Raw genomic sequence first — 18,803 nt, 5'->3', positions numbered from 1 at the left:
TTTATCCGATCGCGGACGCTTTGAGCAGCTTGGCGACGTCCTTGTGCACGCGGCGCGGGTCCGGGTCTTTCGGGAAGCGCATCATGAGGTTGCTGCGCGGGTCGATCAGGAAGATGTGGTCTTCCAGCTTGCCGCCCTGCTCCACCGGCAGCCATTTCACGAGCGACTCGGGCGCCACGCGCAGCATGTGCAGGTCGTCGTACTGGCGGATGATCCTGGTGTCGATCGGCGCGCTGTCGGTGATCAGCCAGACCCGCTCGATGCGGTCCATGTTCTTGCCCTGCATCGTGCGCCATTGACGCATCGCGAACAGCTGCTTCAGGCAGGCTTCTTCGCAGGCGCCGCCGCCGACCTTGAGCATGACCCACTTGCCGGCGTATTGCTGGAGTTTTTCCGGGCGGCCGTCGAGCGTGGTGGTGGCCAGGTCCGGCATCTGGTGCGCGCGCTGGTCGATGAAGGCGCCGTAGTTGGTGCGCCCGCCCGGCTTGATGATGTAATAGGTGACATAGGAAGCGATGATGGGCGCTGCGCACACCATCAGCAGCGCGAACAGCTTCCAGCGCCCCGACATGCGCTTTTTTTGATTAGACAACTTGTTTTCTTCCACTTCGAAATCCCGTTATCACGAAAAATAAGAACGCCATCGCGGCCAGCGCATACCACTGGAAGGCATAGCCATGGTGCTTGTCGACGCCACTTGCCGGCGCCGGCCAGTCGCGCACCAGCGCTTCACCCGGCGCGGCGGGACCGGTCTGCTGCACGAAAAAGGCTTGCAGGCGCAGTCCGCTGGCGCGCGCCACTTCCTCCGGCGTCAGGTTCTGGACGACGGCGCCAGGCTTCAGGGCCGCCTTGGTGCCGAGCTGCATGACATTGCCGGCACTGGCGGTGGCGATCCCTTCGATCGTCGCCGAACCGGCCGGCGTGGCGAACTCGGGCAGGCGCGCATAATCGCGCGCATCGCGCGGCAGCCACCCGCGCAGCACCAGCACATGTGTGCTTGATCCCGCTATTTTAAACGGCATCGCCAGATAGAACCCGGCCCTGCCATCCTGCGGCCGGTTATCCAGGAACAGCGGCCAGCCAGCAACCCACTCCCCCGTCACCCGCACCCGCCGATATTCGAGATCCGTGGGGACATTCGCGCCACCGAGGGCGACCGGCGCCGCTGCCGAACGCTCGGCCATGCGCGCCGCCAGCGCCAGCTTCTCCTCGGCCCGACGCATCTGCCAATTGCCCAGCACCAGGCCCAGGGCAACCAGCAGCACCGTCGCAAGAAAAGGAATGGTCCTAAAACGAAATGCCAAACGCATTACAATGAAATCCCTTACTGAACCCCTACTGCCGGGCCGACCATGAAAATCTTCGTTGCCATTGCCTTCATCCTGATCATCGCCAGCCTTGGGTCGGCGCTGTTCTTCCTGATGAAGGACAAGGGCCAGAGCAACCGCACGGTCCAGGCCCTGGCAATGCGCGTCGGCCTGTCGATCACCCTGTTCCTGATTTTGCTGGCGTCGTACAAGATGGGCTGGATCCAGCCAACCGGCATCCGCTAACAACACGGGGACAGCCACATGTGTGACTGTCCCCGCTTAAGGCTGCCAAACAACTAAATTACAACCAATACACGACCACGTACAGACCGAGCCAGACCACGTCGACGAAGTGCCAGTACCAGGCGGCGCCTTCGAAACCGAAGTGGTTGTCAGGCGTGAAGTGGCCGCGCAGCACGCGGTACAGGATCACCGACAGCATGATCGCGCCGAGGGTCACGTGGAAGCCGTGGAAACCGGTCAACATGAAGAAGGTCGAGCCGTAGATACCCGAGGTCATCTTCAGGTTCAGTTCCTGGTAGGCGTGGATGTATTCATAGACCTGGAAGCCCATGAAGATCGCGCCCAGCAGGATGGTGGCGAACAGCCAGACCGCGGTGTTGCGGCGGTGGCCGGCGCGGATCGCGTGGTGCGAGATGGTCAGCGTCACGCCCGACAGCAGCAGCAGCGCGGTGTTGATGGTCGGGATCGGGAACGGGCCCATCGTGTTGAAACCTTCGACCACGCCGGCCGGGCCGGTGTTGCCCCAGTGGCCGGCGAAGTCGGGCCACAGGACCTTGTGGTCGAGGTCGGCCAGCCAGGGCATGGAGATGGTGCGGGCATAGAACAGCGCGCCGAAGAAGGCGGCGAAGAACATCACTTCCGAGAAGATGAACCAGCTCATCGACCAGCGGAAGGACGAATCGATATTCCGGCTGTACTGACCCGATTCCGACTCGCCGATGGCGTCGCCGAACCAGAAGTAGAGCACGACCAGCATCGCGACGATGCCGGCGAGGCAGACTGCCGGCCCCCAGGAAGCGCTGTTGACCCAGGCGGACGCGCCGAGCATGGTCACCAGCATCGCAATGCCGCCCGCCATCGGCCACATCGAAGGGCCCGGCACAAAATAATGCGGCGCGGCGTGCGCGCTTACTGGCGTGCCGTGTGGCGCGGTGTTTGGCAAACTCATCTTCGTCTCCTAAATCAATCTTCTTTGAATGGATTGCTGAAAAACTGTATTACTACGCGACGCTTACTGCGCGACCGCGATTCTCACCAGGAGAACCAGCACGCCGATAAAAATCATCAAACCCAGCAAGGCCGCGAGAATCACGTGCAGCGGATTCAGGTTGACCGCATCGTCCTCGTAGTCGCGGCGCTTGCGCACCCCGAAAAACGACCAGAACACCGCCTTCATCGACCTGACGAACGACGACTGGCGGCGGGGTTCGGGGGTATGCGGGTCGGGATCCATCACTTGGCCGCCACTGCCCCGCCGATTTCAAAAAACGTGTACGACAGGGTAATCGTCTTCACTTCCTTCGGCAGCTTCGGGTCGATGAAGAATACCACCGGCATCTGGCGCGCTTCGTTCGGCTTCATGGTCTGCTCGCGGAAGCAGAAGCATTCGACTTTCTTGAAATGCGGCGTCGCCGACTGCGGCGCATAACTCGGTATCGCCTGCGCCTTGACTGCACGCGGCTGGGTGTTGACGACCTCGTACACGACGGTTGCCAGCTCGCCCGGATGCACCTGGATGCTGCGCGTGGTCGGGCGAAATCGCCACGAGCCCTGCGAATTACCGTCGAGCTCCACCGTGATCAGGCGGCTTTTATCGACCTGGGTATTGGCCGGACGCTCGACGGTGCCGTCCTGCTGGGTCAGCACGTTAATGCCGAGCACCTCGCACATCTGGCGGTAGACCGGCACCAGCGCATAACCGAAGCCGAACATCATGATCGCCACCACCACCAGCTTGCCGAAGGTGGAGCGGTTCAGGCGCAGGCGCTCGGTCGGGCTGTAGCTCATCTAAAAATTACCTTACATCCACAAGCGCTTGAGAATGACCGCCGCGAAGAAAAACGCGGCGACCACACACAGCACCAGGGCGATTTTCTTGTTGCTGGCCTTCTTCGATCCGTTCATTACTTCACCAGCGGCGGGGTCTCGAAGGTGTGGAATGGTGCCGGGCTCGGCACGGTCCACTCCAGGCCCTCTGCGCCTTCCCATGGCTTGGCGTCAGCCTTGGCGCCGCCGCGGATGGTCGGGAACACCACTGCGAACAGGAAGTACACCTGCGACAAACCGAAACCGAAGGCGCCGATCGAGACCAGCATGTTGAAGTCGGTGAAGACGGCGTTGTAGTCGGCGTAGCGGCGCGGCATGCCGGCCAGCCCGAGGAAGTGCATCGGGAAGAAGGTCACGTTGAAGGTGATCAGCGACAGCCAGAAGTGGATCTTGCCGCGGCCTTCCGGATACATGTGGCCGGTCCACTTCGGCGCCCAGTAGTAGAAGCCGGCGAACAGCGCGAACAGCGAGCCGGCAACCAGCACGTAGTGGAAGTGCGCCACCACGTAATAGGTGTCGTGCACCTGGATGTCGACCGGGGTCACGGCCAGGATCAGGCCGGTGAAGCCGCCCATCGTGAACACGAAAATGAAGCCGACCGCGAACAGCATCGGGGTCTCGAAGGTCATCGAGCCCTTCCACATCGTGGCGACCCAGTTGAACACCTTCACGCCGGTCGGCACCGCGATCAGCATGGTGGCGTACATGAAGAACAGCTGCGAGGTCACCGGCATGCCGGTGGTGAACATGTGGTGCGCCCAGACGATGAAGGACAGCACGGCGATCGAGGCGGTCGCGTAGACCATCGAGGCATAGCCGAACAGCGGCTTGCGGGCAAAGGCCGGGATGATCTGCGAGACGATGCCGAAGGCCGGCAGAATCATGATGTAGACCTCGGGGTGGCCGAAGAACCAGAAGATGTGCTGGTACATGACCGGGTCGCCGCCGCCGGCGGCGTTGAAGAACGAGGTGCCGAAGTGGCGGTCGGTCAGGGTCATGGTGATGGCGCCCGCGAGCACCGGCATCACGGCGATCAGCAGGAAGGCGGTGATCAGCCAGGTCCAGCAGAACATTGGCATCTTCATCAGCGTCATGCCAGGGGCGCGCATGTTGAGGATGGTGACGATGATGTTGATCGAACCCATGATCGACGACGCGCCCATGATGTGCATCGCGAAAATCGCCATGTCCATGCCCGGTCCCATCTGGGTCGACAGCGGCGCATACAGGGTCCAGCCGGCGGCGGTGGCGCCGCCCGGCGAGAAGAAGGAACCGGCCAGCAGCAGCGCCGCCGGCGGCAGCAGCCAGAACGAGAAGTTGTTCATGCGCGCAAACGCCATGTCCGAGGCCCCCACCTGCAGCGGGATCATCCAGTTGGCGAAGCCGACGAAGGCCGGCATGATCGCGCCGAACACCATCACCAGGCCGTGCATGGTGGTGAGCTGGTTGAAGAACTCGGGACGGAAGAACTGCAGGCCGGGCTGGAACAGCTCGGTGCGGATCATCAGCGCCAGCACGCCGCCCGAAAGCAGCATGATGAACGAGAACCACAGGTACAAGGTACCGATGTCCTTGTGGTTGGTGGCGAACAGCCAACGGCGATAGCCGGTAGGCATTTCGTGCGCGTGATCATGGTCATGACCGTGGCCGTGATGGTCGTCGTGCGCGTGGTCGATAGTGCTGGTAGTCATGTCGATATCCCTGGGAACTGATTACTTGCTACGCGCAGCCAGAATCTCAGCTGGTTGAACGATATTTTCCGCAGCCTTGTTGCTCCAGGAGTTGCGGGTATAAGTGATGACGGCGGCGATTTCGGTGTCCGACAGCTGCTTCCAGCCCGGCATGGCCGAGGCGTAGCGCGGCGTGTCCTGGCCATTGAGCAGCACGTCGATCTGCGGCGCTTTCGGGCCGAGCACGACTTCCGAACCGTCGAGCGGTGCGAAGGCGTTCGGCACGCCCTTGCCGTTGGCCTGGTGGCAGGCCACGCAGTTGGCGGCGTAGACCTGCTCGCCTTTGACCTTCAGTTCGTCGATGGTCCAGACCTTGTTCGGGTCGTCCGCCAGCGCGGCCATCTTTTTCTGCTCGCCAGCGACCCAGGCGCTGTAATCCTCGGCCGAGACAACGCGCACCACGATCGGCATGAAGGCGTGCTCCTTGCCGCACAGCTCGACGCAATTGCCGCGGTAGGTGCCGATCTTTTCGGCCTTGAACCAGCCGTCGCGCACGAAACCGGGGATCGCATCCTGCTTGATGGCGAAGGCCGGAATGGTCCAGGCGTGGATCACGTCGTTGGCGGTAAACACCATGCGGATCTTCTTGCCGACCGGGACCACCATTTCGTTGTCGACTTCGAGCAGGTAGTTTTCGCCGCGCGCCTCGGTGGCCGCGATGCCCGGCTCGCCGACCTGGGAACGGGGCGTTGCCAGGTTCGACAGGAAGCTGATGCCCTGGCCTTCGCCGTTGAGGTAGTCGTAACCCCACTTCCACTGCATGCCGGTCGCCTTGATGGTGATGTCGGCGCTCGAGGTGTCTTTCAGTGCAATGACGGTCTTGGTGGCCGGCAGGGCCATGCCGATGACGATCAGGAAAGGCACGATGGTCCAGGCGATTTCGACGGCAGTCGATTCGTGGAAGGTGGCGGGCTTGTGGCCGAGCGATTTGCGGTGCTTGAACACCGAATAGAACATGACGCCGAAGACGGCGACGAAGATGATGAGGCAGACGATCATCAGCCAGTTGTGCATGCTGTAGATCTCCGCGCCGATCGCAGTGACCGGAGTCTGCATGTTCAACTGGTGTTCCAGCGGCCGGCCCGTGATTTCCGGAGCTGCCAGTGCCGGAATGGCGGCCGATGCCGCCAGGCCGAGCATCAAGGCGTGAAGTCGCTTTGCATATGTCATGAATTGTCCCCAACCACCAAATATAAGAATATTTTTAAACGGTCAGCAATTCCATGATCGAACCGCCGCCGCTCCGAAGCCAGTGCAAGCCTGGCTCCCGACGGCGCGGCGTGCGGACGCGCGAGCAGGTGAAACCCCAGGGGCGTCCACCAGCAACTGCATACACACTGACGGGCGCGAAACTTGCTGATGCTGCATTAATCAATTTTCTATTTTCTCAACCCTTTCGCCTGGTTCTTGGCGTTTTGAGCGCACAGGGCGAAAAAATAGTCATTGATTATACTCAAACCGGTAATTTTTATTCAAGGAAAATTGTTCCAATAGCCCGCTTATTTCGTGCGCGGAGGCATCTGCTGTTGCTGCAAGGCGGCGTTCAAGGCTTGCGCGGCTGGAAGCGTACGATCGACTCCCCGGCCGCCGTTGTTTTCGGCACCGGCCGGAATGCGTGTCCATAAATCACCTCGAAGGTCAACGCGATCTTGCCGTCCGCCCCGCGCCCGGCCTCGAGCGCATCGACCATCCGCCCCCAGGCCGCCCGCCCGATCAAACCACGGCGGCGCGTTGCCAGCGGATTGCCGCCGATCGCCCGTACATCCGCCAGCAGCGAGGCCACCGTGCCATAGGTGACGGTGATGCGCTCGGCATCCATCACCGGCGTCGAAAAGCCGGCCTCCACCAACTGGTCGCCAAAATCGTGCATGTCGACGAACGGCAGCGTATGCGGCGTTTCGTCCAGCGCGGCGAAGGCGGCGCGCAGCTCCTTGAAGGTGTCGGGACCGAAATTCGAGAACATCAGCAAACCATCGACGCGCAGGCTGCGGCGCCATTCGGCGAACACGCGGTCCGGCTGGGGATGCCAGTGCAGCGCCAGGTTGGACCACACCAGGTCGATCGAGTTCGGCCCCAAAGGCAGATTGCCGAAGTCGCCGCACACGAGATCGATCCCGGCTTTCGCCGGCATCAGGCGGCTGAGCATGCCGCCGAGCGAGCGCTGCGCCGGCGCCCTGGCGCCGGCGAGCATGGCGGCGGAGGCATCGAGCCCGACGATCTGGGCCGCCGGATAGCTCTTCTGCAAGGTGGCGAGATCGGGCCCGCAGCCGCAGCCGGCGTCGAGCACGCGCTGCGGCACGATTTTTACCAGGCTCAGCCGCTCGTGCATGCGCTCGGCGATCTCGCGGCGCAGAAAGTCCGCCGCGCCCACGCGAGCTGGTTCCGCAAACAGCGCACGCACGCGCTGCCCGTCAATCGGCGCGCTCATTTTCGTTTGGGACGGGGGAGAAGCCATGGTTCTGTTGCGTTCAAATGAGATAATGGCGGGAGTGTACATGTTTGTGGGGATGCGAGCCGATGGCCGGGCACCTGGAAGGATGGACGATCGGCTGGCTGCCTGGCTTGCGCCGCAGCTCCATGAGGGGGCTGATCCACGCCTTGCTGCCCTGCTCCTGCGCGCTGTGCGGCGAGCTCGCGCCCAAGGTCGTCTGCGGCCATTGCAGGTTGCGTTACGCCGCCCCGGGCGGAGCGCGCTGTCCCTGTTGCGCCAATCCACTGGCGCCCGGCGCCGGCGCGGGACAGCGTTGCGGCGCCTGCCTGGCCGATCCGCCCGCCTACGACGCCACCATTGCCGCCGTCGATTACGTGGCGCCGCTCGACGCCCTGGTGCTCGGCCTGAAATTCGGCGCCCAGTTGCCGCTGGCGCCCTGGTTCGGCGAACTGCTGCGCGACGCCGTGCTGGCGCAAGCCGGAATGACGCTGCCCGAGGTGCTGTGCCCGGTGCCGCTGGGGCGGCGCCGCCTCGCCGAACGCGGCTTCAACCAGGCGCTCGAGATCGCCCGGCCGCTGGCAAGCGCGGCGGGTATCGAACTGCAGCCGCGGCTGGCGACACGCGTCGTCGACACGGTGGCCCAGTCCGGCGTGTCGCCACGCGAGCGCGCCCGGAACATCCGCGGCGCCTTCGCGGTGGCGCCGGACATGGCGCACCTCGTGTACGGCCGCCATGTCGGCGTCGTCGACGACGTCATGACCAGCGGGCATACGCTGAACGAACTGGCCGCCACGCTGAAGGCGGCCGGCGCGGCGCGCGTCTCGAACCTGGTGTTTGCCAGGACGCTTCCGTCTTGACGCACCCTGATGCAGCGTTTTAATTATTGAGGAGAATTATTTGTTTCACGTCGTCCTGGTCGAACCCGAAATCCCGCCCAACACGGGCAATGTCATCCGCCTGTGCGCCAACACCGGCGTGCAGCTGCACCTGATCGAGCCGCTCGGCTTCCCGCTGGACGACGCCAAGATGCGCCGCGCCGGGCTGGACTACCACGATTACGCGACCATGAAAGTGCACAAGAACTGGGACGCGTTTTTAACTGACACCAAACCCGACCCGGCGCGCATGTTCGCCCTCACAACCCACGGTTCGGCTCCCTTCGCCGATGCCGCCTTCAAACCGGGCGACGTCTTCGTGTTTGGCCCCGAGTCGCGCGGGCTCGACCCCGCCCTGCGCGAAAGCTTCCCGCCCTCCCAGCGCATCCGCCTGCCGATGATGCCGGACAACCGCAGCCTGAACCTGTCGAATACGGTGGCGGTGGTCGTGTACGAGGCCTGGCGCCAGAATGGCTACGCGGGCGGTTCGTAGCAATGAACGTCGAAACATTGTTTAAATTATATTTGTAGCTGGCTGCATCCATCCCCCGGCACACCGCGTAGTCACCCTATCGGATCCACCCGGATTCGACCATGGTGTTGCTGCGCGGACGCTCTCAATCACGTGGCAACATTTTCCTTCGCTTCACATAGAAGTAGCGCCGCCTCGTTATCCGATGCGGCATTTTTCCGGGAGAAGTATTGTGAAAAAGATCGCCACTATCGCAGTCGCCGCAAGCCTTGCCGCCGCGTCCCTGCCAGCCATGTCCGCAGAAACCTATACCAGCAGCCGCGCGGGTTCTGCTTGTGAAAATCCAGACAAGCGCGGCCGCTTCGGTCCCTTGTGGGTCGTCGGCCTGACGAGCGACATGCAGCTCGTCTGCTTCAATGAATACCGGCCGGGCGCCGCCCGCAGCATCGGGGCCATCAACGGCCTGATGCGGGGCGATGTACTGGTCGGCATCGATTATCGGGTCCAGGACCAGCAGCTGTATGGCGTCAGCCGCAGCGGCGGTGTCTACAAGCTCGACCTGCGCACTGCCATGGCCACCAGGGTGAACCAGGTCTCGGTAGCCCTCGAAGGCAACGCATTTGGTGTGGACTTCAATCCCGCGGCCGACCGGTTGCGCATCGTCAGCGATACCGGGCAGAATCTCCGGCATAACGTCAACGCAGGTGGGGTGACGATCGTGGACGATCCGCTGGACTATCCAGCCAGTGTGAATGGCGTGGGTCCGGCAGCGACCTTCGTTACCGGGTCGGCCTACACGAACAACGACCTTTCCCCCGACACTGCCACGACGCTGTACGCACTCGATTCCGCGCTCGACCAGATCGCGCTGCAATCGCCACCGAACGACGGCACGCTTGCCGCCACCGGCAAGCTCACTGTCGATGCCGGGCCCGCAGTCGGTTTCGATATTTACAGCACGATCCGTTCCGGGGTGACTGTCGGAGTCCAAGGCCTGGCATCCCTGCAGACCGTCGCTGGGGCGAACAACCTGTACAGCATCAGCCTGCCCACAGGTAAGGCCAGCTTGCGAGGCCGCTTTCCGGGCCAGTATCAGGTCGTCGGCATTGCCATTCCCTTGAATCAGCGTTGATCCTGGCGGAGCATGGAAACATAGGCAGGGTTGCCGGAGATCGAGTTATGCCCTTCCTCCTCGATCACCTGCATCCTTGCCACCCCTTTTGCAAAGCGCGAGAACAGCAATTCGGTACTCTGCGCCGGGATGACTTCGTCCTGTCCGGCCGCGAGGATCAACGTGGGCGCCTTGATTCCTGCGGCGTAGCTGCCCGAGTCATAGCGGTCCCTGAGCAGCCAGCGCACCGGGAACACCGGGAACTGCCCGGCGGCGATCGCGCCGAGGCTGTCGAACGGCGTCACCAGCACCAGCTTGTTGACCGGACGCTGGCTGGCCAACTGCACCGCGACGCCGCTGCCCAGGCTGCGGCCAAGCACCACGATCTCACTGTGCTGGGCACGCACCCGGTCGAACAGCGCCAGCGCATCGGACACCAGCGCCTGTTCGGTCGGTTTACCCGAACTGCCGAGGTAGCCCCGGTAATGCATGAGATACAGGGCGTGGTCGGGAAAGGCGCCGTCCAGCAGCGGCAGGCTGGCTGATACGTCTTCGGCGTTCCCACCGAAATAAATGAGGGCTTTCCGTCCCTGGCGCGGCCGCTCGGACACTTTTACGAGCGCACCCGGCACCGCCAGCATCGACGTGTGCGGCGCCGGCACGGAAGGGATCGCCGGAGGAAAATAGATCAGCGAACGCTGGAAGGCAAACAGGGCGAGGCAGGCAGCCGCGTAAGCGGCAATCGCGCTCAGGAGGATCATGGCGAGCGCCTTCTGCATTAGCCTGCCTAAAAAAAACCGGTTCAGCCGGCGCGCACTTTGGTCAGCAGCTTGGTCGTCGAGCGGTCGTGCTCGAAATCGATGGCCACCGCCTGCCCGCCATAGGCCAGCACCGCCTGCCCTTCCGGAATCGCATCCATCTGGTAGTCGCCGCCCTTGGCGTAGATCTCGGGCCGCGCTTCGAGCACCGTTTCCAGCGCCGTGTCCTCGTCGAATTCCACCACCAGGCTCACCGATTCGAGCGCCGCCAGCACCGCCATGCGGTCGACCAGCGTGTTCAGGGGCCGGTCTTCGCCCTTGCCGAGGCGTTTGACGGAGGCGTCGGTGTTCGCCGCCACCACCAGCGAGGCGCCCAGTTCGCGCGCCTGCGCCAGGTAGGTGACGTGGCCGCGGTGCAGGATGTCGAAGACGCCGTTGGTCAGCACGACCGGTTTCGGGAGGGCGGCGACGCGCGCCCGGAGTTCGGCGCGCGAGCAAAGTTTGTTTTCAAAGTTTGGCATGGTGTCTATTGGGGCGTTGCGGGGTCTTCCGGTTCTTCCTCGAGCATCATCGACAGCGAAGCGGCCTTGCCGCCGCCGCCCTCGTCCGCCTCGCGCCGCTCGCCCGAGAGCTTGATCTGCAGGCGCAGGCCGTTGGCCGAGTCGGCATTGCGGATCGCTTCGTCGTAAGCGATATAACCCTTGTTATACAGCTCGTACAAGGCCTGGTCGAAGGTGCACATGCCCAGCTCGCGCGACTTGTGCATGATCTCCTTGATGCTCTGGAAATTCCCTTTCAGGATCATCTCGGCGATGGTCGGGGTATTGAGCAGGATTTCGATTGCCGCCTTGCGGCCCTTGCCGTCTTCGGTGCGGATCAGGCGCTGCGAGACGATCGCGCGCAGGTTGGTGGACAAATCCATCAGCAGCTGGTTGCGGCGCTCTTCCGGGAAGAAATTGATGATCCGGTCCATCGTCTGGTTGGCGTTGTTCGCGTGCAGCGTGCCCAGGCACAGGTGGCCGGTCTCGGCAAAGGCGATCGCGTGTTCCATCGTTTCGGTGTCGCGGATTTCGCCGATCAGGATCACGTCCGGCGCCTGGCGCAACGTGTTTTTCAGGGCGTTGTGCCAGGAATGGGTATCGACACCGACTTCGCGGTGCGTCACCAGGCAGCTCTTGTTCTTGTGGACGTACTCGACCGGGTCTTCGACCGTGATGATGTGGCCGGCCGACTGGCTGTTGCGGTAGTCGATCATCGCGGCCAGCGTGGTCGACTTGCCGGAACCAGTGCCGCCGACCACCAGCACCAGGCCGCGCTTGGTCATGACGACGTCCTTGAGTACCTCGGGCAGCTCGAGTTTTTCGAAATTCGGGATTTCCGAAGCGATCGTTCGCACCACCATGCTCACGCTTTGCTGCTGTACGAAGACGTTGACGCGGAAGCGGCAGACGTTTGGCAGTGAAATGGCGAAATTGCACTCCATTTCGGCTTCGAACTCGGCGCGCTGGCGCTCGTTCATCAGCGACATGGCCAAGGCGCGGGTGACTTCGCCGGTCAGCCGTTGCTGGCTCATCGGCTTCATGGCGCCCTGGTGCTTCATGCTCGGCGGGAAGTCGGCGGAAATGAAGAGGTCGGAACCGCCCTGCTGGTGCATGACGACCAGCAGCTTCTGGATATAGGCGAGGGCCTCGGCCGGGCCAAAGGAAGTGGACATGGATTGCCTTTCTGGATGGTGCGCGACGATATCCGCTCGCCCGGCAATTATATCGGTTCGATTCCCGGTAAAATACATTTTCTCGGCGGTACCTGCCGGGAGCGTGGCAGTAGCTTATTTATCTGGACATTGCACCCTTTGCAATTGAACTGACCAACCTTCCATGACCCTCACCGAGCTGAAATACATCGTCGCCGTCGCCCGCGCCAGACACTTCGGGCACGCCGCCGAATCGTGTTTTGTCGCCCAACCCACGCTGTCGGTCGCGATCAAGAAATTGGAGGACGAGCTCGGTGTGACGCTGTTCGAGCGCGGTGGATCGGAAGTGTCGGTCACGCCGATCGGGGCGCAGATCGTGGCGCAGGCCGAGCGCGTGCTGGAACAGACTGCCGCGATCAAGGAACTGGCCAAGCAGAACAAGGACCCGCTGGCAGGGCCGCTGCGCCTGGGCGTGATCTACACCATCGGCCCTTATTTGCTGCCGCCGCTGGTGAAAAACCTGATCGACAATGTGCCGCAGATGCCGCTCGTGTTGCAGGAAAATTTCACCGTCAAATTGCTGGAACTGCTGCGCCAGGGCGAACTCGACGCCGCCATCATGGCCTTGCCGCTGCCGGACCACGGCATGCTGATGCAGACGCTGTACGACGAGCCTTTCGTGGTGGCGGTGCCGAAAGCCCATCCCTGGGCCGGACGCCGCGACATGCCTGCCGACGACCTGAAAGCGGAAACCATGCTGCTGCTCGGCAGCGGCCACTGCTTCCGCGACCAGGTGCTGGAAGTCTGCCCGGAAATGGCGCGTTTCGCCTCCCCTGGCAATGGCATGCAGCGCACCTTCGAGGGCTCCTCGCTGGAAACGATCCGCCACATGGTCGCCAGCGGCATCGGCATTACCGTGCTGCCGCGCGCCTCGGTGCGCGACATGGAAGACCCGAACGGGATGCTCTCCTTCGTGCCCTTCTCGAGCCCGGCGCCCTCGCGGCGCGTGGTGATGGTGTGGCGCAAGAGTTTTACGCGGCGCGCAGCGATCGAGGCGGTGTGCAATGCGGTGGCGCAATGCGCCCTGCCAGGGGTGGAGATGCTGGCGCTGGAGCAGGCGGCCTGACGTTCGGCTGCTAAAATCGCTGTCTTGTACACAATATTCTTGCGCGACAAGAAGCGAATCATGAACAAGCTGGCGCTGTACTTCCGGCTGATCCGTGCTGACAAGCCGATCGGCATTCTTCTCCTGCTGTGGCCGACCCTGTGGGCGCTGTGGATGGCGTCCGACGGCAGGCCCGACCCGATGATCGTCGCGATCTTCGTGCTCGGCACCGCGCTGATGCGATCAAGCGGCTGCGCCATCAACGACTACGCCGACCGCGACTTCGACCGCCACGTCAAGCGCACCGTCGACCGCCCCCTCACCAGCGGGCGCATCAAGGGCTGGGAAGCGCTGATGGTGGCCGCCGTGCTGGCGATCCTGTCCTTCCTGCTGATCCTGTCGCTCAATACCTTGACCAAACAGTTGTCCGTGCTGGCCGTGATCATCGCCGGCAGCTACCCCTATTTCAAGCGTTTCTTCGCCATTCCGCAGGCCTATCTCGGCATCGCCTTCGGCTTCGGCATCCCGATGGCCTTCGCCGCCATCCAGAACGCGGTTCCCGCCATTGCCTGGTGGCTGCTGGCGGCGAATGTGTTCTGGGCCGTGGCCTACGATACCGAATATGCGATGGTGGACCGCGACGACGACCTGAAAATCGGCATCCGCACCTCGGCCATCACCTTCGGACGCTTCGACGTGGCCGCGGTGATGCTGTGCTATGGCCTGGCCCTGGTGATCAACCTGGTGTGCGGCTGGCTGCTGGGCCTGCGCTGGTGGTTCGTCGGCGGCGTGCTCGTTGCCGCGGCGATCGCCTTGTATCACTACACCCTGATTCGCGAGCGGGACCGGATGCGCTGCTTTGCCGCATTCCGTCACAACAATTGGTTAGGTGCGGCACTATTCATGGGTGTCGCGTTAGACTATGCATTAGGATAATATTGTCCGAATTGCATGTACCGTCGCCGTCCACAAGATGGCGGCCTATTTTTCAAAGAAAGAGGTCCTCCCATGATGGAAAAAATCCCGACCCAGACCGGCGCCCGCGATCAACTGCTGACCGACCTGAAAACCGTGCTTCACGACGCTGAAGCCTGGCTGCGCCATGGCGGATCGCTGACCGGCGAGCAGCTCGATGCCGCCAAGGCCAAGTTCGAGAGCGCCATCACGACCGCCAAAGAAGGCCTGACCAACCTGGAAGTCGTGGAAAAATCGAAGGCCGCCGCCAAGGCGACCGACGTGTACGTCAAGGAAAACCCGTGGAAAGCGGTCGGCATTGGCGCCGCCGTCGGTGTGGTACTGGGCTTGCTGATCAATACCCGTCGTTGATGCTGTAGGGTGGGCGGCTATGCCGCTCACGCGTTCAAACCACGTCTGGAATACCTGCTCGCCTGCTCTTGCGGTCGTTGAACGCGTGAGCGGCGGAGCCGCCCACCCTAGGCCGCCCCTAGTTCGTCCCCTAATGCGCGCCCGCGCGCAGCCGCGGCTTTCAAGGCCGCGACAATCGCCTCTTTGACCCCCGAATCCTCCATGCTGCTGATCGCCGCATGCGTCGTGCCGCCTTTCGAGGTCACGCGCTGGCGCAGCACGTCGAGCGGCTCGTCCGACTCGGCCGCCAGCTGGGTCGCGCCGGCAAAAGTGGCGAGTGCCAGCTGCCTGCCCTGCTCGGCGCTCAGGCCCATCTCGAGCGCCGCCGCCTGCATCGCTTCCAAAAAATAGAACACATAGGCCGGGCCGCTGCCGGAAACCGCCGTCACCGGGTCGATGAGTGCTTCGTCGTCCAGCCAAACGGTTTGCCCGACCGCGCGCAATATGCTGTCTGCCGCCGCGCGCTGGGCCTCGTTGACGCCCGGCAGCGCCACCATGCCCGTGATGCCCTGCCGGATCAGCGCCGGGGTGTTCGGCATGGTCCGCACGATGGCTTTGTGACCGCCGAGCCAGCGCGACAGGTCGGCGCCGCGGATGCCCGCCGCGATCGACAGCACTAGCTGCTGACCGAGGTGCGGCGCCAGCGTGGCCGCGACCTCGCGCATCTGCTGCGGTTTGACGGCCAGCACGATGACGTCGACGCCGGCGAGCTGGTCATCGATGGCCGTTGCGGTGCTCACGCCATGCTCGGCGGCCAGGCGTGCCAGGGCGTCCGCGTTCGGGTCCACCACGTGGAAGCGGTGCCCGGCGCCGGCCTGCGTGCTCAATCCGGCGATCAAGGCGGTGGCCATGTTGCCGCCGCCGATGAATGCGATCTTCATTGGGTCGTCCTAGTCGTAGTTGCGATGGCCGAAAATGGCGCTGCCCACGCGCACGATGGTCGCGCCTTCGGCAATCGCCGCCGCCATGTCGCCCGACATCCCCATCGACAGCGTGTCGATGGACAGGCCGCCGGCACGCAGCTCGTCCGCCATCCGGCGCAGCTTTGCAAAAGCGGCGCGCTGCAGGGCCGGGTCGGTTTGCGCTTCGGGAATGGCCATCAGCCCGCGCAGGCGCAGGTTCGGCAGCAAAGCCACCTGGCGCGCAAGTTCGGGCAGTTCGGCGGCGGTGGCGCCGCTCTTGGTGGCTTCGCCGCTGATGTTGACCTGCAGGCAGATATTCAGCGCCCCCATCTCGGGCGGGCGCTGCTCGGACAGGCGCTGCGCGATTTTCAGGCGCTCGACCGTGTGCACCCAGGCGAAGCCGGTCGCGATCGGACGCGTCTTGTTGCTCTGGATCGGACCGATGAAATGCCATTCGACCGGCTCGCCCGGCGGCGCCGGTTGCGCGCGCGCCACGGCGGCGATTTTTTCGACGCCTTCCTGCAAATAGTTTTCGCCAAAGGCGCGCTGGCCGGCAGCCATCGCCTCCAGCACCGCTTCCGCCGGGAAGGTCTTCGACACGGCAAGCAACTGGACCGTCGAACGGGGCCTGCCGGCGGCCTCTACCGCAGCAGTAATTGTCGCTTCGACAGCTTGCAAGTTAGCAGCGATTGTGGACATAATGTTTTTCTTGGGAAATATTCGGAAAGATGCCAGCGCGCATGCCGGAAACGCCCATCCTGGATTAGGGATTATAGATGGACATCTCAGAATTATTGGCCTTCTCAGTGAAGAACAAGGCGTCGGACCTGCACCTCTCGGCCGGCCTGCCGCCGATGATCCGGGTCCATGGCGACGTACGCCGCATCAACCTGCCGCCGCTCGAGCACAAGGACGTGCACGCCATGATCTATGACATCATGAACGACGGCCAGCGCAAACAGTACGAAGAGATGCTCGAGATCGACTTCTCCTTCGCCATTCCGGGCCTCGCGCGTTTCCGCGTGAATGCCTTCAACCAGGAACGCGGCGCGGCCGCCGTGCTGCGGACCATCCCGTCGAAAATCCTGTCGCTGGAAGAACTCAACGCCCCGAAGATCTTCGGCGACCTGGCCTTGAAACCACGCGGCCTGGTGCTGGTGACCGGCCCCACCGGCTCCGGCAAGTCGACCACGCTGGCGGCAATGGTGAACCACCTGAACGAGACCGAATACGGCCACATCCTGACGATCGAGGACCCGATCGAGTTCGTGCACGAGTCGAAGAAATGCCTGATCAACCAGCGCGAAGTCGGCCCGCACACCCTGTCATTTGCCAATTCGCTGCGCTCGGCGCTGCGCGAAGACCCGGATGCGATCCTGGTCGGCGAGCTGCGCGACCTGGAAACCATCCGCCTGGCCCTGTCCGCCGCTGAAACCGGCCACCTCGTGTTCGGCACCCTGCACACCTCGTCGGCGGCGAAGACCATCGACCGTATCGTCGACGTGTTCCCGGCCGAAGAAAAGGAGATGGTGCGGGCGATGCTGTCGGAGTCGCTGCAGGCCGTGATTTCGCAGACTCTGCTGAAAACCAAGGACGGCTCGGGCCGCGTGGCGGCGCACGAGATCATGATCGGCACGCCGGCGATCCGCAACCTGATCCGCGAAGCGAAGATCGCCCAGATGTATTCGTCGATCCAGACCGGCAGCAACGTCGGCATGCAGACGCTCGACCAGAACCTGACCGACCTGGTGCGCCGCAACGTGATTTCCAGCGCCGCCGCCCGTTCGGCCGCCAAAATCCCCGAAAACTTCCCAGGCTAAGAACATCATGGAACGCGACCAGGCATCCAAATTCATGTTCGACCTGCTGCGCCTGATGGTCAGCAAGGGCGGTTCGGACCTCTTCATCACGGCCGGCTTCCCGCCGGCGGTCAAGATCGACGGCAAGATGACGCCGGTCTCGAACCAGCCGCTCACCGCCGCCCACACGGCCGATTTGGCGCGCTCGATCATGAACGACAAGCAGACCGCCGGTTTCGAGCTGACCCGGGAAGCGAACTTCGCGATCAGCCCGGGCGACCTGGGGCGCTTCCGGGTGTCGGCTTTTGTGCAGATGAGTAACGTCGGCATGGTGCTGCGCACGATCACGACCAAGATCCCGAAGTTCGAGGACCTGGACCTGCCGCACGTGCTGAAAGACGTGATCATGTCCAAGCGCGGCCTGGTGATCATGGTCGGCGCGACCGGTTCCGGCAAATCGACGACGCTGGCGGCCATGGTTGGCTACCGCAATGAACACAGCTTCGGCCACATCATCACGATCGAGGACCCGGTCGAATTCGTCCACCCGCACAAGAACTGTGTGATCACGCAGCGCGAAGTCGGCGTCGACACCGACAGTTTCGAGGCGGCCCTGAAGAACTCCCTGCGCCAGGCGCCGGACGTGATCCAGATCGGCGAGATCCGCGACCGCGAAACGATGGAACACGCGATCGCCTTTGCCGAAACCGGCCACCTGTGCCTGGCCACGCTGCACGCCAACAGCGCCAATCAGGCCCTCGACCGCATCATCAACTTCTTCCCCGAAGAGCGCCGCCAGCAGCTATTGATGGATTTGTCGCTGAATCTGCGCGGCCTGGTGTCGCAGCGCCTGATCCCGAAAAAGGAAGACAAGGGCCGCGTGGTGGCGATGGAAATCATGCTCAATTCGCCGCTGATTTCGGACCTCGTCTTCAAGGGCGAAGTCCACGAGATCAAGGAAATCATGAAGAAGTCGCGCGAGCTGGGCATGCAGACCTTCGACCAGGCCCTGTTCGACCTGTACGAGGCGGACAAGATCTCCTACGAAGACGCGCTGCGCAATGCCGACTCGGTGAACGACCTGCGCCTCAACATCAAGCTCAACAGCAAGAACGCGAAGGACCGCGATTTCAACAGCGGCACCGAGCACCTCGGGCTGCTTTGAACCCGGTCTAAACGATG

The 18,803-nt window shown here is 63.1% G+C and carries 22 protein-coding genes; 9 read left to right on the top strand and 13 right to left on the bottom strand.

Translation table 11 applies throughout. The features are described from left to right. Position 1: 1 nt before the first annotated feature. Complete coding sequence (locus tag AC56KZ_RS14990; RefSeq protein WP_497162978.1) at positions 2-592, bottom strand: SCO family protein; 591 nt, start codon at positions 590-592, stop codon at positions 2-4. Continuing rightward, a complete protein-coding gene (locus tag AC56KZ_RS14985; protein WP_497162977.1) occupies positions 585-1,310 on the bottom strand; it encodes an SURF1 family protein in 726 nt (241 codons plus the stop codon). Before AC56KZ_RS14985 ends, AC56KZ_RS14990 begins: the two co-directional genes overlap by 8 nt. 42 nt (positions 1,311-1,352) lie before the next feature. Here AC56KZ_RS14985 and AC56KZ_RS14980 point away from each other — a divergent pair, with 42 nt between their 5' ends. Continuing rightward, on the top strand, positions 1,353-1,553 hold the full coding sequence (locus AC56KZ_RS14980; RefSeq protein WP_497162976.1) for a twin transmembrane helix small protein: 201 nt from the start codon (positions 1,353-1,355) through the stop codon (positions 1,551-1,553). A 58-nt stretch (positions 1,554-1,611) separates the two neighbouring features. Here AC56KZ_RS14980 and AC56KZ_RS14975 read toward each other — a convergent pair whose 3' ends face one another. The 6 genes from AC56KZ_RS14975 to AC56KZ_RS14950 all read right to left on the bottom strand — a co-directional run bounded on the left by AC56KZ_RS14975 (position 1,612) and on the right by AC56KZ_RS14950 (position 7,538). Beyond that, the gene (locus AC56KZ_RS14975; RefSeq protein WP_497162975.1) at positions 1,612-2,502 is read right to left on the bottom strand and encodes a cytochrome c oxidase subunit 3; all 891 of its coding nucleotides are present in this window, start codon (positions 2,500-2,502) and stop codon (positions 1,612-1,614) included. A 63-nt stretch (positions 2,503-2,565) separates the two neighbouring features. Continuing rightward, positions 2,566-2,787 (bottom strand): DUF2970 domain-containing protein, encoded by a 222-nt coding sequence (locus AC56KZ_RS14970; protein ID WP_497162974.1) that lies wholly within the window; start codon positions 2,785-2,787, stop codon positions 2,566-2,568. Beyond that, the gene (locus AC56KZ_RS14965) at positions 2,787-3,341 is read right to left on the bottom strand and encodes a cytochrome c oxidase assembly protein (protein WP_497162973.1); all 555 of its coding nucleotides are present in this window, start codon (positions 3,339-3,341) and stop codon (positions 2,787-2,789) included. The genes AC56KZ_RS14970 and AC56KZ_RS14965 overlap by 1 nt, the downstream gene beginning before the upstream one ends. A 116-nt stretch (positions 3,342-3,457) precedes the next feature. Next, positions 3,458-5,071 carry a cytochrome c oxidase subunit I gene (ctaD, locus tag AC56KZ_RS14960; protein ID WP_497162972.1) on the bottom strand — a complete coding sequence of 538 codons (1,614 nt, stop codon included), beginning with the start codon at positions 5,069-5,071 and terminating at the stop codon, positions 3,458-3,460. A 21-nt stretch (positions 5,072-5,092) separates the two neighbouring features. Next, positions 5,093-6,280, bottom strand: coding sequence for a cytochrome c oxidase subunit II (coxB, locus tag AC56KZ_RS14955; protein ID WP_497162971.1), 1,188 nt, complete (start codon positions 6,278-6,280; stop codon positions 5,093-5,095). Positions 6,281-6,653: 373 nt separating this feature from the next. Next, entirely contained in the window at positions 6,654-7,538 is an 885-nt protein-coding gene (locus tag AC56KZ_RS14950; protein ID WP_497162970.1) for a methyltransferase domain-containing protein, read from the bottom strand. An 89-nt stretch (positions 7,539-7,627) separates the two neighbouring features. On the opposite strand from AC56KZ_RS14950, the gene AC56KZ_RS14945 reads away from it, so the two are divergent. From AC56KZ_RS14945 to AC56KZ_RS14935, 3 genes are all read left to right on the top strand, one after another. Next, entirely contained in the window at positions 7,628-8,398 is a 771-nt protein-coding gene (locus AC56KZ_RS14945; protein ID WP_497162969.1) for a phosphoribosyltransferase family protein, read from the top strand. Between the two features lie 40 nt (positions 8,399-8,438). Beyond that, complete coding sequence (trmL, locus tag AC56KZ_RS14940; protein ID WP_497162968.1) at positions 8,439-8,909, top strand: tRNA (uridine(34)/cytosine(34)/5-carboxymethylaminomethyluridine(34)-2'-O)-methyltransferase TrmL; 471 nt, start codon at positions 8,439-8,441, stop codon at positions 8,907-8,909. A 211-nt stretch (positions 8,910-9,120) separates the two neighbouring features. Continuing rightward, complete coding sequence (locus tag AC56KZ_RS14935; RefSeq protein ID WP_497162967.1) at positions 9,121-10,020, top strand: DUF4394 domain-containing protein; 900 nt, start codon at positions 9,121-9,123, stop codon at positions 10,018-10,020. Here AC56KZ_RS14935 and AC56KZ_RS14930 read toward each other — a convergent pair. From AC56KZ_RS14930 to AC56KZ_RS14920, 3 genes are read right to left on the bottom strand one after another with little or no spacing between them, the layout of a single operon-like run. Continuing rightward, a complete protein-coding gene (locus AC56KZ_RS14930) occupies positions 10,011-10,760 on the bottom strand; it encodes an alpha/beta hydrolase (RefSeq protein WP_497162966.1) in 750 nt (249 codons plus the stop codon). The genes AC56KZ_RS14935 and AC56KZ_RS14930 overlap by 10 nt on opposite strands. A gap of 41 nt (positions 10,761-10,801) precedes the next feature. Next, entirely contained in the window at positions 10,802-11,278 is a 477-nt protein-coding gene (locus tag AC56KZ_RS14925) for an adenylyltransferase/cytidyltransferase family protein (protein ID WP_497162965.1), read from the bottom strand. A 5-nt stretch (positions 11,279-11,283) separates the two neighbouring features. Next, positions 11,284-12,471 (bottom strand): PilT/PilU family type 4a pilus ATPase, encoded by a 1,188-nt coding sequence (locus AC56KZ_RS14920; RefSeq protein WP_497162964.1) that lies wholly within the window; start codon positions 12,469-12,471, stop codon positions 11,284-11,286. Between the two features lie 163 nt (positions 12,472-12,634). Between AC56KZ_RS14920 and AC56KZ_RS14915 the strand changes: the two genes are divergently transcribed. From AC56KZ_RS14915 to AC56KZ_RS14905, 3 genes are all read left to right on the top strand, one after another. Continuing rightward, positions 12,635-13,576: a hydrogen peroxide-inducible genes activator gene (locus AC56KZ_RS14915; protein WP_497162963.1), complete on the top strand. Its 942-nt coding sequence runs from the start codon at positions 12,635-12,637 to the stop codon at positions 13,574-13,576. A gap of 60 nt (positions 13,577-13,636) precedes the next feature. Then, positions 13,637-14,491 carry a 4-hydroxybenzoate octaprenyltransferase gene (gene ubiA / locus AC56KZ_RS14910; protein ID WP_497162962.1) on the top strand — a complete coding sequence of 285 codons (855 nt, stop codon included), beginning with the start codon at positions 13,637-13,639 and terminating at the stop codon, positions 14,489-14,491. A gap of 72 nt (positions 14,492-14,563) precedes the next feature. Then, positions 14,564-14,881, top strand: coding sequence for an ElaB/YgaM/YqjD family protein (locus AC56KZ_RS14905; protein WP_497162961.1), 318 nt, complete (start codon positions 14,564-14,566; stop codon positions 14,879-14,881). A 107-nt stretch (positions 14,882-14,988) separates the two neighbouring features. On the opposite strand, the gene proC is transcribed toward AC56KZ_RS14905, so the two are convergent. Beyond that, positions 14,989-15,801: a pyrroline-5-carboxylate reductase gene (gene proC, locus AC56KZ_RS14900; protein ID WP_497162960.1), complete on the bottom strand. Its 813-nt coding sequence runs from the start codon at positions 15,799-15,801 to the stop codon at positions 14,989-14,991. Between the two features lie 9 nt (positions 15,802-15,810). Next, the gene (locus AC56KZ_RS14895; protein ID WP_497162959.1) at positions 15,811-16,521 is read right to left on the bottom strand and encodes a YggS family pyridoxal phosphate-dependent enzyme; all 711 of its coding nucleotides are present in this window, start codon (positions 16,519-16,521) and stop codon (positions 15,811-15,813) included. Between the two features lie 77 nt (positions 16,522-16,598). On the opposite strand from AC56KZ_RS14895, the gene AC56KZ_RS14890 reads away from it, so the two are divergent. Both AC56KZ_RS14890 and AC56KZ_RS14885 read left to right on the top strand, forming a co-directional pair. After that, positions 16,599-17,642 (top strand): type IV pilus twitching motility protein PilT, encoded by a 1,044-nt coding sequence (locus AC56KZ_RS14890; RefSeq protein WP_497162958.1) that lies wholly within the window; start codon positions 16,599-16,601, stop codon positions 17,640-17,642. Positions 17,643-17,649: 7 nt separating this feature from the next. Then, complete coding sequence (locus AC56KZ_RS14885) at positions 17,650-18,786, top strand: PilT/PilU family type 4a pilus ATPase (protein ID WP_497162957.1); 1,137 nt, start codon at positions 17,650-17,652, stop codon at positions 18,784-18,786. The last annotated feature ends 17 nt before the right edge of the window (positions 18,787-18,803 follow it).

This window comes from Telluria sp. LT2P34, assembly GCF_059685915.1.
This window is presented reverse-complemented; position numbering and strand designations above follow the sequence as displayed.